The organism is Embleya scabrispora, from assembly GCF_002024165.1.
Taxonomy (GTDB): Bacteria; Actinomycetota; Actinomycetes; order Streptomycetales; family Streptomycetaceae; genus Embleya; species Embleya scabrispora_A.
In genome coordinates this window covers 3,470,449-3,486,058 of record NZ_MWQN01000001.1, presented here as the reverse complement: position 1 = coordinate 3,486,058, position 15,610 = coordinate 3,470,449, and the positions used below count along the sequence as shown (strand labels likewise).

11 protein-coding genes and 1 tRNA gene are annotated in these 15,610 nt (G+C 73.1%); 6 read left to right on the top strand and 6 right to left on the bottom strand.

The genetic code is table 11. From position 1 onward, the window contains the following. Positions 1 to 24 precede the first annotated feature (24 nt). Both B4N89_RS15480 and B4N89_RS15475 read right to left on the bottom strand, forming a co-directional pair. Positions 25 to 3,534 carry a YhaN family protein gene (locus B4N89_RS15480; protein ID WP_161500729.1) on the bottom strand — a complete coding sequence of 1,170 codons (3,510 nt, stop codon included), beginning with the start codon at positions 3,532 to 3,534 and terminating at the stop codon, positions 25 to 27. Next, positions 3,531 to 4,784, bottom strand: a complete 1,254-nt coding sequence (locus tag B4N89_RS15475) for a metallophosphoesterase family protein (RefSeq protein ID WP_078976423.1) — start codon at positions 4,782 to 4,784, stop codon at positions 3,531 to 3,533. Before B4N89_RS15475 ends, B4N89_RS15480 begins: the two co-directional genes overlap by 4 nt. Before the next feature lie 194 nt (positions 4,785 to 4,978). On the opposite strand from B4N89_RS15475, the gene B4N89_RS15470 reads away from it, so the two are divergent. Together B4N89_RS15470 and B4N89_RS15465 are read left to right on the top strand one after the other, a co-directional pair. Next, on the top strand, positions 4,979 to 5,326 hold the full coding sequence (locus B4N89_RS15470) for a hypothetical protein (protein ID WP_143657977.1): 348 nt from the start codon (positions 4,979 to 4,981) through the stop codon (positions 5,324 to 5,326). Between the two features lie 43 nt (positions 5,327 to 5,369). Further along, a tRNA-Val gene (locus tag B4N89_RS15465) sits at positions 5,370 to 5,441 on the top strand. A 4-nt stretch (positions 5,442 to 5,445) separates the two neighbouring features. Here the strand turns inward: B4N89_RS15465 and B4N89_RS15460 are convergent. From B4N89_RS15460 to B4N89_RS15450, 3 genes are all read right to left on the bottom strand, one after another. Next, positions 5,446 to 5,994, bottom strand: a complete 549-nt coding sequence (locus B4N89_RS15460) for a transglycosylase family protein (RefSeq protein ID WP_078976421.1) — start codon at positions 5,992 to 5,994, stop codon at positions 5,446 to 5,448. A gap of 156 nt (positions 5,995 to 6,150) precedes the next feature. Next, entirely contained in the window at positions 6,151 to 6,447 is a 297-nt protein-coding gene (locus B4N89_RS15455; protein ID WP_078976420.1) for a hypothetical protein, read from the bottom strand. Positions 6,448 to 6,652: 205 nt separating this feature from the next. Continuing rightward, complete coding sequence (locus B4N89_RS15450; protein ID WP_078976419.1) at positions 6,653 to 7,228, bottom strand: GNAT family N-acetyltransferase; 576 nt, start codon at positions 7,226 to 7,228, stop codon at positions 6,653 to 6,655. A 228-nt stretch (positions 7,229 to 7,456) separates the two neighbouring features. Here B4N89_RS15450 and B4N89_RS15445 point away from each other — a divergent pair, with 228 nt between their 5' ends. The 3 genes from B4N89_RS15445 to B4N89_RS15435 all read left to right on the top strand — a co-directional run bounded on the left by B4N89_RS15445 (position 7,457) and on the right by B4N89_RS15435 (position 12,418). Continuing rightward, entirely contained in the window at positions 7,457 to 9,610 is a 2,154-nt protein-coding gene (locus B4N89_RS15445) for a bifunctional glycosyltransferase 87/phosphatase PAP2 family protein (RefSeq protein WP_235618630.1), read from the top strand. Between the two features lie 124 nt (positions 9,611 to 9,734). Then, positions 9,735 to 10,166 carry a hypothetical protein gene (locus tag B4N89_RS15440; RefSeq protein WP_078976417.1) on the top strand — a complete coding sequence of 144 codons (432 nt, stop codon included), beginning with the start codon at positions 9,735 to 9,737 and terminating at the stop codon, positions 10,164 to 10,166. Between the two features lie 284 nt (positions 10,167 to 10,450). Beyond that, on the top strand, positions 10,451 to 12,418 hold the full coding sequence (locus tag B4N89_RS15435; protein WP_078976416.1) for a phosphatidylglycerol lysyltransferase domain-containing protein: 1,968 nt from the start codon (positions 10,451 to 10,453) through the stop codon (positions 12,416 to 12,418). Between the two features lie 118 nt (positions 12,419 to 12,536). Here the strand turns inward: B4N89_RS15435 and B4N89_RS15430 are convergent, their stop codons facing one another. Further along, complete coding sequence (locus B4N89_RS15430) at positions 12,537 to 13,967, bottom strand: PQQ-binding-like beta-propeller repeat protein (protein ID WP_078976415.1); 1,431 nt, start codon at positions 13,965 to 13,967, stop codon at positions 12,537 to 12,539. Between the two features lie 429 nt (positions 13,968 to 14,396). On the opposite strand from B4N89_RS15430, the gene B4N89_RS15425 reads away from it, so the two are divergent. Then, complete coding sequence (locus B4N89_RS15425; protein ID WP_078976414.1) at positions 14,397 to 15,575, top strand: MBL fold metallo-hydrolase; 1,179 nt, start codon at positions 14,397 to 14,399, stop codon at positions 15,573 to 15,575. Positions 15,576 to 15,610: the final 35 nt, after the last annotated feature.

Below are 15,610 nucleotides of genomic sequence, written 5' to 3'. Positions count from 1 at the left end.
CGCACGCCGGCCCGCGCCGCCGGGTCACCCCCCGGGTACGCCCGCCCGGGGCGGCGGGACGTGGACCGGCAGTTGGTGCACGTGCGCCCGGCCCGGCGCGAGCGTGTCCACGGCCAGCCGGCCCAGGTGCGGGTGGTGGGTGAAGACCACCACCTGGAACCGGTCGGCCATCGCGTCCAGCACCGCGAGCATCGCCCGGGTGCGGCCGTCGTCGAAGGTCATCGCCACGTCGTCGAGCACGATCGGCATCGCCCGCCCGGCGTCGGCGTAGGCGTCGAGCGAGGCCAGCCGCAGCGCCAGGTAGAGCTGATCGCGGGTGCCCTCGCTCATCTCGTCCACCCCGAGCACGTCGGCCCCCGCCCCGGCGTCCCCGGCACCGCCCGCGCGCCGCGCGCGCAACACCGGCGCGCCCTTGCGCCCCTCGGTCTCCACCAGCAGCCGGTCGAAGCGGCCCCCGGTGAGCGCGGTGAAGACCTCCTCCGCCCGGGCCAGGACCGGCGCCTGGTTCTCCTTGCGGTAGTCCTCCATACACCGGAGCAGCACCTCGCGGGCCAGCCGCAGCCGGACGAACTCCTCGGTGTCCTCGGCGATCGCGGCGACCGTGCCGGCCACCTCCTCCTGCGCCCGGGCGGCGGCCACCGACTCGCGCTCCAGGTCGAGCAGGCTCTGCCGGCGCCGGCCCAGCGTCTCGCCGGCGGCCGCGTACGCGGCGTCGGCCTCCTCGACACGGCGCGCGGCGTCCTCGATCTCCACGTCGAGTTCGTCGGGGGCGTAGCGCGCGGCCTCCTGTTCGACCTCGGGCGACAGCAGCGCGCGGTGGTCGGCCAGCGCGGCTTCGAGGTCGCGCACCCGGGCCGAACGCTCCACCGCGGCGCGCAGGTCGCCGAGGTCGGCGGCACCGGACGCGACGACCAGCGCGGCGAGTTCGGCCTCGGTACGGGCCGCGGCGTCGCGGCCGGCGCGCAGCGCCCGTTCCAGGTGCGCGATGCGCTCGGCGAGGCCGGTGCGGGCCGCCTCCACGCCGCGCGCCGCGGTGAGTTCGCGGTGCAGGTCGAGGACCGCCGTGAAGGCGGGTCGGCCGGTGGGCTCGCTCGGCGCCGGACGCCCGCACGCGAGGAACGCCTCTGCCGCGCGGGCGCCGAATTCGGCCACCCGATCGGCCGCGCGGACGCGCCGTCGGTCCGCCTCGTCGGCCCGGCCGAGCGCCGCCGCAACCTCGGCCAGCGTGGCCACCGCGGCGGCGATCGTGTCCGGGCCGCCCTCGGGCAGGTCCAGCTCGCCCGCCAGTTCGTGCCGGCGCCGCTCCCAGGCCGCCCGCTCGCCCTCGGCCCGCTCCGACTCGGCGACCGCCTCGGCCAGTTCGGCCTCGGCCTCGCGCACCGCCGCGACCGCCGCCTCCCGCTCGCGCACCGCGTCGGCCAGCGCGTCGCGGCGCGCGTCGGCCTGCGCGATCAACGCGGGCAGGGTGCTGGTCCCGGTGGGCGCGCCGGACTCGGCCAGCGCGGTCCGGAAATCGGCCACCAGCGCCGCGACCCGGGCCCGGCCGGCGGCCAGCCGATCGCGCACGCCCCGCGCCTCGACCTCGACCCGGGCCAGTTCGCCGATCGCGTCCAGGACGGCGAGGGCGTCGTGCGGGTCGGGGGCGGGCAGACCGCTCGGTGCCCACGCGCGGGCCCAGTCGGCGTCGAGTTCGGCCGCGCGTTCGGTCGCCGCCGCCCGCTGCTCGGCCAGCCGGGCCAGCGTGCGTTCGTCGTGTGCGAGGTCGGCCTCCAACCGGCCGCGCCGCACCGCGTCCTCGGCCCGTCGCGCGATGTGTTCGGCGATCTCGTCCGCCGCGGCCACCGCCCGCTCGTAGCCGTCGATCCGGTCGTCGGTCAGCGGCGGGCTCGCGCAGATCAGCGTCCACAGCCGGTCGCGCTCGGCCCGGGCCGCCGCCCAGTCGGCGGGGGTGGGCGGCGGATCGGCCAGGGACGACACGGCCAGTTCGCGGCGGCGCCCGTCGTGCTCGCTCACCAACGCGCGCTCGGCCGCCGCCGTCTCGTCCAGCTCGGCCCGGACCCGCAGCAGCCGGCCCACTCGATCCGCGACCCACTCGCGCCCCGGCAGCCGCAGCCGCGCCGGGTGGTCGGGGGCGCACACGTCCGGGTCGCCGAGGCCGTGTCGGGCCCGCAGATCGGCCGCCTCGTGGTCGAGTTCGGCCAACCGGCGCTCGTCGCGCGCGACGTCCTCGACCGGGTCGCCCGGCACCGACCGCAGCAGCGCGCGCAGCGCGGCCGGGTCGGCGGGCTCGGGGATCGCCGCACAGGCCGCGCGCGCCGCGTCGAGCCGGGCCCGGCGGTGCGCGACCTGCTCGACGGCGCCGGCGAGCCGGGCCTCGCACACCGTCAGGTCGTCGCGCAGCGCGGTGACCCGCGCGGCCACGCCCGAGGGCAGCTCGTAGGCGGTCGGGTCGTCGAGGGCGCGGTCCGGGCGCACCCGGGCCAGCAGTTCGGCGGCCACCCCCCGGGCCTCGGTGGCCTCGGCGTCGGCGTGGTCGGCCTGTTCGACCGCGTCGCGGATCGCCGCGACGTCGGCGTGCAGCGCGTCCACGGCGGCGCCGGCCGCCAACAGGTCTCGATCCGCCCCCGGTTCGGCCCACTCGGCCCGGGCCCGGGCCAACTCCCGCTCGACCCGCGCATGTTCCGCCGCCGTCTCCGCGGCGCGCGCGTCGAGCGCGGCCAGCGTCGCCGCCGCGTCGGCGCCCACCGGCGGTCCACCCGCACTCGTCTCGGCCAGCGCGGCGTCCAGTTCGGCCCGCTTGGCCAGCACCGGCAGCGCCTGGCGGACCCGGTCGAGGCGCTCGAACCGGACCCGCGCGTCGCTGCGGTCGCGGCCCAGCCGGTCGCGCTCCTCCTCGGCGCGCCGGCTCTCCTCGACCGCCTCGCCGAAGACCGCGGGAGCCAGGCCGTCGTCCTGCACCCGCTTGCGCAGCCGGCCCAGTTCGACCAGGCCCGCGTTGATCCGCTGGTTCTTGCCGCGGACCTTGTACAACTGCGCGGCACGTTCCTCGATGCGGGCCAGCACCTCGCCGAGCCGGGCCGAGGAGCGCGATTCGAACAGGGCCCGGCCCACGTCGCCCTCGCCGCGCAGCAGTTCGGCCCCGCCCGCGCGCAGCCCGGCGTGGTCGAGGGCGAACACCTGCCGGAAGTCGTCGCGACCCACGCCCGCCAGCATCCGGGTCAGCTCGGCCTCGGCGAGGACCGAGCCGTCGGCGCGGGTGAGCGGGTCCCGGTCGCGCTTGTGCCGCACCACGTCGAGCACCCGCCCGTGCTCGTCCCGCACCAGCGCGCCGAGTTTGAGGTCGCGCATCGCGTGTACGAAGTCGTACGAGGTCTGTCGGTCCATCCCGTAGAGCAGTTGGTCCAGGGCGTGCCGCACGGTGGACTTGCCGGCCTCGTTCGGGCCGCTGATCACGTGCACGCCCGGGGCGCCGAGTTCGATGTGGCGGTCGGTGAAGCAGCCGAACGCGATCAGGTCGAGCCGGTCGATCCTCACGCGTGCTCCCCGTCGGTCCCGGTGACCAGCGCCGTGAGCAGTTCCACGGCCTGTTCGAAGATGTCGGCGCGCCAGGCCGCGTCGGCGGGGGCTATGCCCTCCTCGGCGACCTTCGGATCCAGCGTGCGCATCCCGGGCACGGTTCGGACCAGCTGCTCCAGCGCGGTCGGGTCGGCGCGCAGTGCCTTGGCCGTGCGGGCCAGGTCCTCCACCAGTGTCGGCATCTCGAACCCGGCGTCGGCCAGGTCGGCGTGCCGGGTCTCCAGGCGGATCTTCTCCAGCCACACTCCGGAGAACTCGGCGGCCAGCGCCCGGGTCTCGAACACGAATCGGCGCTCGTCGCGCCACAGCGCCTCGTGCGCGTCGGTGGCGCCGGTGATCCGCACCCGGCCGGCGAGGAGGCGGTCGCCGGCCGCGCCGCGCTGCTCGGCCAGGGCGCGCCGGACCAGGTCGAGCACGTCGTCGACACCGCCGGCGGCCGAGGCGTCGACGTCGAGGCGGGCCCAGCGCACCACGTCCAGGTCGCGGTGCTCGACGGCGGCCCGGCCGTGGTCGTCGACGGTAATCAGCGTCGCGCCCTTGGGCCCGGTCTCGCGCGCGTGCCGGCCCTGGATGTTGCCCGGGAAGACGATCCACGGCTCGCGCTCGTGCACCACCTCGCGCGCGTGCACGTGGCCGAGCGCCCAGTAGTCGTAGCCGCGCGAGACCAGATCGCCGACGCTGCACGGCGCGTAGGTGGCGTGCCCCTCGGCGCCGGTGAGCGCGGTGTGCAGCAGGCCGACGTTGAACATCCCGCCGCGCGGCGCGGGATAGGCCAGCGCGAGGTTGTCGGTCACGTCCCGGACCGCGAAGCCCTGACCGTGCACGGCCAGGCCCAGGTCCTCGAAGACGACCGTCTCGGGGCGCGCGGTGGAGAAGCGGTGCACGTTGGCCGGCAGCCGCAACTCCCGGGTGATCCGGCTGTCGGCGTCGTGGTTGCCCGCGACCAGCAGGACGCGGATGCCCGCCTCCTCCAGGCGGCGCATCTGCACGCCGAAGAACAACCCCGTGTGGTAGTCCTTCCAGTCGCCGTCGTAGATGTCGCCGGCGAGCAGCACCGCGTCGACCGCCTCGGTGAGCGCCAGGTCGACGAGGTTGACCACGGCCCGCCGCGCCGCGCCGCGGATCTGTGCCGCAGGCGCGCCCTCGTAGCCGGAGAGGCCGCGAAGGGGGCTGTCGATGTGCAGGTCGGCGGCATGCAACAGCTTCATGAAGCGGGGCGCCTCCGGTCGGCGATCACGGGCAGCCAGGATAGGCACACGGCACCGACACGGTGGCGGTTTCGGCGGGACCCGGCACAGGGTGGGGCTGGCCCCACCCCCGATCGGCCAGGCACCTACCTGGTCGCGCGGCGGCCGTCCGGCCAGGCTGGAGGAAACGCGCCAAGCCCGTCCGGGAGTTCACCGTGACAGCTCGACAGACCGACCGCAGGCACCCGATCCCGACCCCGCTCGTCACCTGTGCGCTCTGTGCGGTGGCCGGCGCCGTCCTGTGCCTGGCGGCGGTCCATCGGTCCGGGCTCCCGGCGAATCCGAACCTGATCGGCCTGCTGCGGCAACCGGCGCCACTGGCCACGCTGGTGTTCGGCCTGTCCGGTCTGCTGGTGGCGCTGCGCGGCCGGACCGGGCGGGGAAAACCGGTTGAATCGAGTCCGCCGAAGGCCGCACCCTGGAGTCTGCGCCACTCGGCGGTGAGTACGAGCGGGCCGCCCCGTCACGGGGAGGGGGCGACCCACTCACCCGGGGCCGGTTAACCCCGGCGCCACTACTGGTTAAGATGGGCACGCAACTACGCACGCTCGCGTAGCTCAGCGGGAGAGCGCCTCGTTCACACCGAGGAAGTCACTGGTTCGATCCCAGTCGTGAGCACCGATCACTTCGTGATCCCGATCAATCGAGGGCCGCTCCTGCGAGCGGCCTTCGGCACGTTCAGGACCGTGCCCGGCTCCAGGCGGTCCGGGTCCGGGCCGATCACGTCCCGGTTCGCCGCGTAGAGCGCCTGCCAGCCGCCGATCACGCCGAGGTCGCGCGCGATCGAGGAGAGCGTGTCGCCCGCCTTGACCGTGTACCGCGAGCCGAGCATCCCGATCTGGCGGGCGCATTGCGGCCAGGCCTCCCAGCCCTGCATGTCCAGGATCGTCTCGGCGACGGCGATCTGTTCCTCGCGGGTGGCCCGGTCCGGGCGATCGGCGTACTCCTGTCCGCCCGCCTCGACCCACGTGCTCGGCAGGATCTGGAGTCCGCCGTAGTAGCCGTTGCCGGAGTCGAGGTTCCACCGGCCGCTGCTCTCGCACTCGGCGAGCCGGTCCCAGACGTCGTCCGAGACCGCCTCGGCGGGCGCGGCCGGCCCCACGACGAGCCCGGCGCCCAGGACACCGGCGAGCAGGACAACCACGGACGATCGGATGATCAGCTTGGCCATGTCAGCCGACTGTAGGCAGCCCGCGCGCGGATCCGGGGACCCCGCCGGGGGCGGGCCGCGGAATCACCCGGCTGTCGCAACGCCCGCGCCCCACCGGGCGGTCGGGTCACCCCGGCCGAGGCCGGGCCGGAAAACGGCCCGTCGATCCGCCACCCCTCACGGCAGCTCCGGCACCAGGCCGGTGGGGAAGTCGAGGTCGGAGGGCAACAACCCGCTCGGCAACACGCCCGAGGGCAGGCCCGGCTGTTCGGGCCCCTGGGTCGAGGGGGTCTTCTTCGGGTTGTCGTCGTCGCTGTCCCCGCGGCTGATCAGGATGACCGCGGTCACCACGCCCGCCACCAGCACGAGCGCGATCACCAGCATGATCAGCGGGTTGCCGCGGCGACCGCCGCCCTGCGTCGGCGGCGGTCGGTGCGGCTGCTGCGGATACGGCGGCGGTTCGTGGTGCGACACGGGCTTCGACCCCCAAGGCGACCGGTGCCGGGGGCGAACTGTCCCCGAACATCCATGCTGTCACGATCCGGACGGGCCGGAGCCGGTCCACCGAAGTCCGGGCAAAGTGAGCACCGATTCGAGGGAGTCCCCGCTCGGACCGCCGCCGACGCGCGGGCCGCCGGACGGACACGCCGCGCCGACCGCCCGGCCGCGCCCGCGCGGCTCACAGGTCCTTGGTCAGCTCCTCGAACTCCAGGTCGTCGCGCAGCGGCCTGCCGAACCGCTCGTTGCCGTAGGGGAACGGGGTGCGCGCCCCGGTGCGGGCGAAGCCGCGCCGCTCGTACCAGGCGATCAACTCCTCGCGCTGGCGGAGGACGGTCATCCGCATGCGCTTGGCATCCCACCGCCGCACCGCGACGCGCTCCGCCTCGGCGAGCAGCGCTCGGCCCAGACCGCCGCCCTGGCGACCGGGGCGCACGGCGAACATGCCGAAGTACACGACCGAGTCCGGATGCCGCTCCAACTGGCAGCAGCCGAGCAGTACGCCGTCCCGCTCGGCGATCCACATCACACTGTCCGCACCCTCGACCACCGCCGCGACACCGTCCGCGTCGGTGCGCTGCCCCTCCAGGAGTCCGGCCTCGGTGGTCCAGCCCTCGCGGCTCGCCTCACCGCGGTAGGCGGATTCGACCAGTTCGAGCAGGGCAGGGATATCCGCCGGTCCGGCCTGCCGGAAACCGACGGCGACCACCGCGTCGGGGGACTCCTGCGTTCGGGTCGACGCGTCCTGCGGCACCATGGTTGTCTCTCGCCCCTCGTCGATTCGGCAATGTGTTCCATGCCGTCCCCCGAGCGTACGGCGTGGGTTCCGAGAGGAGCCCTCCGCTTTCGATCGCGGTCGGGCGGTGACAAGGTGTCCGGGAGCCGGCAACCGGATGGCCCCGCCACGAATCGGGGGCCATCCGGCCACGAATCCGGACCGAACCCGGGAAAAGCAGAAATTCCAGGAAAGCGGGAGAAGCCGTACATGGTGAGGGCAGGCGTTCGCCGGCTACTGGACATACGGAGGACCAGGCTCTCCCTGGCCCTGGTGGGTCTGTGGCTGCTCGCCGCATGCGTCGCCGTCCGACAGGCCAACGAAGTACTCGACCGACCCGAGGACCGCAGGCTGCCGGACCTGGACGCGTGGCTCGGTCCCAACGGCGTGCTGCACCTGCCGGGCTCGCTCTACGACGCCGACGCACGCGGCACCACCTTCGGAGGCACACCCTTCGCCGGCTGGGTGCTGCGCCCGCTCACCCGGGCGGCGGAGAACACGCTGGGCGTGGCCTGGACGGTGGCGACCCTGCTCATCGTGGCCGCGATCGCGGTGGTGGTCGCCCGGGCGGTGCCCGGCCTGCGCACCCGGCGCGCCCGGCTGCTCGCGACGCCGCTGATCATCACCCTGCTCGTGGTGTCCCTGCCGGTGCGCGGCAACCTGTCGCTCGGCCAGCTCAGCCTGCTCCCGGTCCTGCTCGCGCTGCCGGCGATGCTCAGACCCGCCCCGGGCCGGGTCGCGTCGATCGCGATGGGTGTCGCCGCCGCGCTGCATCCGGCGATGCTGCTGTTCGCCGTGTACCTGTGGCTGACCGGCAAGCAGCGCGCGGCCGCGAACGCGACGGCCACCTTCCTCGGCTGTACCGCGCTGGCCTGGGTCACCATGCCGCACGACTCCTTCACGTACTGGGTGCACCACGTCGCCGGCGCGGGCCTGGGCGGCGACGCCGACGCGCTGTCCAACCAGTCGCTGCACGGTCTGCTGCTGCGGGTCGGCCTGTCCGGGCCGCTGGAGATCGCGCTCGTGGTGCTGCTGTCCGCCGCCGTGTTGTGGTTCGGCGTGCCGCGCGCGGTGGCCTACGCCAAGGACGGACAGGCGCTGCTAGGTGCCGCGCTGGCCGGCTGTGTGATGGTCGCGGTCTCCCCCGTGTCCTGGCAGCACCAGCAGTTGTGGATCCTGTTCGTCGCGGTCGCCCGGCTCGGCGCCAGGCAGACGGACCGCATGGTGTGGCCGGTCGCGGTCTTCATGATCATGACCTTCGACAGCAAGACGCTGGTCTGGAACAAGCTGGCCGCCGTCCGCACGATCGCCGACAACGGGCCGCTGCTGCTCGCGATCGCCTCGGCGTGCGCGGTGCCGTTCATCACCAGGGCTTCGGCCAAGTGGAGCCCGCGGGCGATGCCGCAGGGGGTCGCGGACACGAGTCGGTTCGCCTGGATCCCGGCGCTGCCGTTCGGGTGGCGTCCGCTGTCGCGGCCGAACCTGCTGCTCGAACTGCTGATGATCCGGGTCGGCTACCAGGTCTACTCGTTCATCCGCGCCTCGGTGCCCGACCAGCGCCGGGTCGCCGAGGACCACGGGCAGCAGATCATCGACCTGGAGAAGTTCCTGCACATCGACGTCGAGCGCGGCCTGAACCACTTCGTGGCCGAGATCGGCTGGCTGCAGAGCAGCATGAACTTCTTCTACGAGACGTTCCACTTCATCGTGCCGCTGACCATCCTGGCCATCCTGTACGTGCGCAAGCCCGCCGCCTATCGCTCGGCGCGCACCGTGCTGAGCGTGGCCACGCTCACCGGCCTGGTCGGTTTCTGGCTCTACCCGCTCGCGCCGCCGCGGCTGATGCCGGGCTACGACTACATCGACACCGTGCACGGCGTGCAGGACCTGAACAATCCGGACTTCGGCGCGCTGACCAAGATCTCCAACCAGTACGCGGCGATGCCCTCGCTGCACGTGGGCTGGTCGTTGTGGTGCGGATTGATGATCCTGGCCATCGCGCCCAAGGGCTGGCGCTGGCTGGGGCTGCTCTACCCGCTGTCCACCACGATCGTGGTGATGGGCACCGCCAACCACTGGATCATGGACGCGGTCGGCGGCGCGGCGGTGGTCACCCTGGGCTTCTTGGTCCAGTACCTGCTGACCGGGCGCTCGGCCTTCTCGGTCGACCCGGTCGCCGTGCCCGTCGCCGACACGGCGGAAGCCGGACCCGGAGAGGGAATCGGAGCCGCCGACGCGATTAGCACGCCGGTGACGGTCGGCGCCGGGAAGTCGGCTGTGATCACTCGTTCGTCGGAGTCAAAGCCGGATGATTCCGATTCGCGGGATGATCCCGACAAACGGCCGGTCAGTCGCAAATCATGACGACACGCCTGCTCATTGCCAACACTTTGCCAACAGCGCCCGCAACCCGATCGTGCTTCGAGCGGTAGTCAGTGTGGTCGGTGCCGGAGGGGCCCGACCTCACCGTGACACCACGAGGAGCACCATGACGCACATCTCGCGCCGCGTAGCCCAGGCCGCCCTGCTGATCGCCGCCGGCGCCGCGCCGATCCTGGGCGCGTCCGCGGCGCACGCGGCGGACCTGCCCACGGGTGGCCTCGGCGCGCTGACCCAGCCGGACGTCGGCGGCCTCGCCGACAAGGTCCCCGCGGCCTCCGAGGGCGCCGGCAACGTGGCCGGCGCAACGGCGTCCAAGACCGTCCCCGCAGCCTCGAAGGCCGCAGGTCAGACGGCCGGTACCACGGCGGCGAACGCGAACAAGACGGTCGGCGACGGCGCTGCCGCGGCCGCTCCCGCCGCCGGTCAGACGGTCGGCCAGGCCGCCCCCGCGGCCGGTCAGCTCGCCGCCGGCGGCGTCCCCGCGGCGCCGTCCCTGCCCGCCGTGCCCTCCCTCGGCGGACTCCCGATCGGGGGTTGATCGAACCGGTTCTCATTCGGTTGAGAGCCCGGTGAAACCGGCGGGGCCGGTGCGGCGTGTCCATTGATGCCGCACCGGCCCCGCCGTATGTCCGAACCGCGCTTGTCCACCATTGGGATTAGCAAACGATCGGGTATCCCTCCCTGGGATGAGGTACCAAAGGGCCATCGTGCGCATCCAAATGACTTCGTGGGTGTCTACGCTGTTCTGCGAGCGTTACGAAGAGTCGCAATTCTGGACATAGGGAACGAGACTCTTCCACCACCCCACAATCGAGGAGCACGGTGTCTGCCACGACGCGGGCCGCCGCGAACGGCCACAACAAGAACGGCACCGGCACCCCGGCTGCCGAGCGCGTGCGCGGGATCTCGGCGGGGGTGCTGATCTGGTACCTGCGGATCGTGGCGGCACTCGACTTCGTGTCGGCCGTCTCGGTGCCGCTGCGCGACCGGGTGCGACACCACGACACGGGTGAGTACTACACGCCGTTCCTGGTCACGTCCGGTTTCACGTCGGCCGCGCTGGCCGCGTTCCTCGCCATCATGCTCGCCCGCCGCAAGCGGGCGGCCTGGGCGTTCACGGCGATCCTGCTCGTCCCGTCCACCGCGGTCTACATCTGGGCGCTGTGGTTCGACGACCTGCGGCAACACCCGTTCAACTGGTTCTCCACGATCCTCACGTTCGTGATCTGCGTCGCGCTGCTGCTGAGCTTCGCCGAGTTCGGCGCCAAGGGCGACCGGGGCAACGTGCTCAAGGCCGGCCTGGTGCTGGCCGGCGGCGCGGTGGTCGGTGTGGTCCTGGGCTCGACGCTGGTCAACGCCACCGACCGGATCGCCGACTCCAGCATGGGCGACCGGATCCTGTACGCGGTGTTGCGCATCTTCACCCTCGCCCCGGACAGCGACCTGGGCAGCGTCTCGGTGCCGCGCTGGGTCGACATCGTGATCAACGTGGCCGGCGTGATGTTGTTCCTGCTGGTGCTCTACGTGCTCTTCCGCGCGCCCAAGGGTCGCGAACTGCTCACCCCCGACGACGAGGTGCTGCTGCGCGAGCTGCTCGACAAGCAGGGCGAGCGGGACTCGCTCGGCTACTTCGCGCTGCGTCGGGACAAGGCGGTGATGTGGTCGCCGAGCGGCAAGGCGGCGGTGGCCTACCGGGTCGTGGGCGGTGTCTCGCTCGCCTCCGGCGACCCGATCGGCGACCCCGAGGCGTGGCCCGGCGCGATCGACCGCTGGCTCGCCGAGGCCGAGGACCGCGCCTGGGTGCCGGCCGTGATGGGGGCCAGCGAGGAGGCCGGCACGATCTTCGCCCGGCACGGTCTGGACGCGTTGGAGCTGGGTGACGAGGCGATCGTGGAGGTGTCCGAGTTCAGCCTGGAGGGCCGCGCGATGCGCGGTGTCCGGCAGGCGTACAACCGGGTCAAGCGCGCCGGGTACACCACCCGGGTGCGCCGCCACGAGGACATCCCCGAGGGGGAGATGCGCGAACTGCTCGACCTCGCCGACCACTGGCGCGACGGGCAGACCGAACGCGGCTTCTCAATGGCGCTCGGCCGGCTCGGCGACCCCGACGACGGGCGCTGCCTGATGGTCGAGTGCATGGACGACGAGGGACGGCTGCGCGCGGTGCTCAGCTTCGTGCCGTGGGGTGCCAAGGGCGTCTCGCTCGACCTGATGCGCCGCGACCGCGAGTCGGACAACGGGCTGATCGAGTTCATGGTGCTCGACGTCATAGAGGGCGCCAAGGCGTACGCCGCGGCGAACGCGAAGCCCGCCAAGGGCGGCAAGGGGAAGGGCAAGCCGGCCGCCGAGCCGGAGGCCGAGGCCCCCGCCGAGGCGTCCCCGCCGATCGACATCGAGCGCATCTCGCTCAACTTCGCGATGTTCCGCTCGGTGTTCGAGCGCGGCAACAAGCTCGGCGCCGGGCCGGTCCTGCGGCTGTGGCGCGCCGTCCTGGTGTTCTTCTCGCGCTGGTGGCAGATCGAGTCGCTGTACCGGGCCAACGAGAAGTACCGCCCGATCTGGGAGCCGCGCTACATCTGCTTCCGCAAGGCGAGCGAGCTGCCGCGGATCGGCATCGCGAGCGCCCGGGCCGAGGGCTTTTTGACCACGCCGACGCTGCCGCAGCTGTTCGGCGCCCGGCACGAGCAGCGGGTGGCCTCGATGACCAAGCGCAAGGCCGCCGAAGCGACGCCGCCGCTGGACGGCTGGGCCGCGGAGCAGCGCGAGCCGGCCGAGCACAAGCGGCCCTGAGCACCGGGTCCGGCCACGCCGACCACGCCGAAGGGCGGCACCCTCGCGGGGGTGCCGCCCTTCGGTCGTTCGGGTCCTCCTCGGTGCCCTTCGGGGCTTCGGGGTCCTCCGGGTCGGCTCAGACCAGGCGGCGGATCTCGCCGCGGACGCGGTAGAACCCGCCGCGCTCGGCCGGGCTGACCTCGTCCACCACGTAGCGCGCACCCGCGACCCGCACGTCCTTCGGGAACTGCACGTTCCAGCCGCTCTCGTAGCCCGCGGTGACCACGTGCACCCGCAGCCGGCCGTTGCCCTGGTCGACGCACTCGACCACCACGCCGGTGCCGGCCTCGGTGGTGGTGGCCACCTCGGTGGTCGGCACCACGGCCTCCATCGCGGCCACCTTGACGTCGCGCACCTGCGGCACGGTGCCGTCCTGGGCCGCCGCGATCGCCGCCTCGCTCACGTCGATGCAGGCCAGCGAGCCGTCGGTGGTGACGATGTACAACTTCTCGTCGTGGTACTGCATGGAGAAGGCCGAGCCGCACGTGGTGCCCAGCTTCCACAGCCGCTTGCCGTCCTCGGCGAAGCAGTACACCGTCGAGGAGCTGTCCCCGGCGAACACGTACTTCCCGTTCTCGGCCGTGGCGCAGGAGAACACCGACGCGTCGCAGTCGTAGGTGGTCCGGATGCTGCCGTCGGACTTGGCGATCCGGTGCACCTTGTTGCCGCTGGTGCCCGCGTACACGTCGTCGCGCTCCTGCCAGCCGAAGAGCACCCCGCCCCTGGTCTTGGTGGTCCACAACTCCTTGCCGTCGCCGGCCGCGAACGCCTGCACCCCGGCGCTGTGTCCGTGGTAGATCGCGTTCTCGTCGCAGCGCACCATCCACGCGCCGGTGCCGTTGGTGGCCGCGGCCCAGAGCGACTCGTCCTCGTGGTCGATCGTGGTGCAGCCGCCGTTGGAGTCGGACACGCCGAGCACGCCGTCGTGGATGTCCAGCCAGTAGATGTCGATGTTGTCGGTGATCTCGTAGGCCACGCGCGGGGCCTTGCCGCCGACGTCGTACACGTTGCCGTTGTCGCACCCGGCGTAGATCCACGAGTCGTCCGCGACGATGCACTTGACGCCGTCGGGCAGTTGGTAGCGGCCGGTGACCTTGCCGGCGTGGTCGAGGAACCAGACGTCGCCGCGCTGGTTGCCGACCAGGACCCGTTCGGAGTCGACGAAGATGCCGAACGCGGAGGAGCCGGTGCGGTAGCGCCACAACACCGGCGCCGAGTTGCGGGCGGTGCTGGGCCGGGAGACTATCTCGCGGCGGGTGATCGCCCTGGGCTTGCGCACGCCCTGGACGGCCGGCTCGTAGCCCTTGCGCAGCTTCGCGGCGACCTTCTTCTTGCCGTCGGCCTCGGCCTTTTGCGGCGTCGCGTGGGTGGTCGTCCCGGTCTGGCCCTTGGCCCCGATTCGCCCGTACGTGACCGTGACGTCGCAGCCGTCGACGACCACTTCGTAGTACTTGTGCGCGCCGTCGCCTTCCTCGGACAGCTCAAGGTAGGTACGGGTCTCGGGCATGACGACTCCTGGCTCCGCTGAGTGGGTTGGGGGATGCCGAACGTCCACGACGGGGCGGGAAAACCGTGCCGTTGCAAGGGGGCTGATGCCCCGTCATCCCCGGTGGCGACGACTCGAACACTACTCACGTCGGCCGACAGCGTGGGGGCGGGCGGGTGGTTGCCCGGACGCGGTGCCCATTCCCCCCGGGTCGGGCGGGTCCGTTCACCCGGCCGGCGCATCCCGGACCGACGGGTTCGTTGTCGGGCAAAGTGCTTCGACGTACTCCCGACCCCTACTCCGGCGGGAGGATCACCGGGGCCGCGGCCCCTCCCCGTGGACGACGTTTCAGCGTCGGGCGGGGGGTTAATCTCCACTCGTCCCGATCACCGGTCGCCGGTTCGACCCCCGTACGGTCGGCCCAAGACCCCGCCTGCCCGAGGAGTCCATGTGGCCGGGCACGTCTTCTCGTCATTGGCTCCCGCGGCGTTCGGCGCCAGACCCGCCGGCAAGCGCCTGGAACGTGTCCGCAGGTCGCCGCACTTCCGCGACGGCGCGTTCCGAAATCCCGTGCCGACCCGCCGCGGCAGTCCGGGCGCGCTCGGCAAGATGATGCGCGCGCAGCGGGCCGCGTCCGGACTGCGTCGACCGGCCGGGGCGATTCCCCTGGTCACCGCGTCGGCGGCGGACTTCGCGAAGGCACCGGTGACCGGGCTGCGGGCGTCGTGGCTGGGGCATGCGACCGTCTTCGTGGAGATCGACGGGGTGCGGGTCCTGTTCGACCCGGTGTGGAGCACCCGATGTTCGCCGTCGGCGGCGTTCGGCCCGGCTCGGCTGCACGCGGTGCCGGTGCGCTTCGCCGATCTGCCCGACCCCGACGTCGTGGTCGTCTCACACGACCATTACGACCATCTGGATCTGGCCACGATCGTGGCGCTGGCCCGGCGTGAGCGGGTGCTGTTCGTGGCGCCGTTGGGGATCGGCGCGCATCTGGAGCGGTGGGGCGTCGCGCAGGACCGGATCACCGAGTTGGACTGGCACGAGTCGGCCGAGGTCGCCGGGCTCACCTTCACCGCGACGCCCGCGCGGCACTACTGCAATCGAGGCGCGCGGGTGCTCGGCACCGTGTTGTGGGCGTCGTGGGTGGTCGCCGGGCCCCGACACCGGGTGTTCCACAGCGGGGACAGCGGCTACTTTCCGGGCTTCGCCGACATCGGCCGCGAGCATGGGCCGTTCGACCTGACCATGATTCAGGCCGGGGCGTACGCGGAGGCGTGGCCCGAGGTGCATCTGCACCCGGAGGGCGCGGTGCAGGCGCACGCGGATCTGGGCGGCGGGCTGATGTTGCCCGTGCACTGGGGCACGTTCGATCTGGCGCCGCACGCGTGGGAGGAGCCGGCCGAGCGGTCGGTGGCGGCGGCTCGGGCGCTGGGCACCGGGCTTGTGGTCCCTCGGCCCGGCGCGCTGTTCGAACCGGCCCTGGTGGACGGGGCCGAGGTGGAGCCGTGGTGGCGCGAGGTGTCGGCGGCGCCGGAGCGCTGGGCGTCGACGGCGCCGGCCGAGCGGGCGGCGGTGGAGCCGGTGGGAATTCCGGCGGTGTCGAGCGGGTCTGCGGTGCCGGCGGGCTGAGGCGCCGAGCGCGGGTACGCCCGCCGGCCGGGGAC

Bases quoted from the DNA above. Each gene is read 5' to 3' on its own strand.
- B4N89_RS15475 (WP_078976423.1), bottom strand. From the start codon at position 4,784: ATGAAGCTGTTGCATGCCGCCGACCTGCACATCGACAGCCCCCTTCGC.
- B4N89_RS15460 (WP_078976421.1), bottom strand. From the start codon at position 5,994: ATGGCCAAGCTGATCATCCGATCGTCCGTGGTTGTCCTGCTCGCCGGT.
- B4N89_RS15450 (WP_078976419.1), bottom strand. From the start codon at position 7,228: ATGGTGCCGCAGGACGCGTCGACCCGAACGCAGGAGTCCCCCGACGCG.
- B4N89_RS15445 (WP_235618630.1), top strand. From the start codon at position 7,457: ATGGTGAGGGCAGGCGTTCGCCGGCTACTGGACATACGGAGGACCAGG.
- B4N89_RS15440 (WP_078976417.1), top strand. From the start codon at position 9,735: ATGACGCACATCTCGCGCCGCGTAGCCCAGGCCGCCCTGCTGATCGCC.
- B4N89_RS15430 (WP_078976415.1), bottom strand. From the start codon at position 13,967: ATGCCCGAGACCCGTACCTACCTTGAGCTGTCCGAGGAAGGCGACGGC.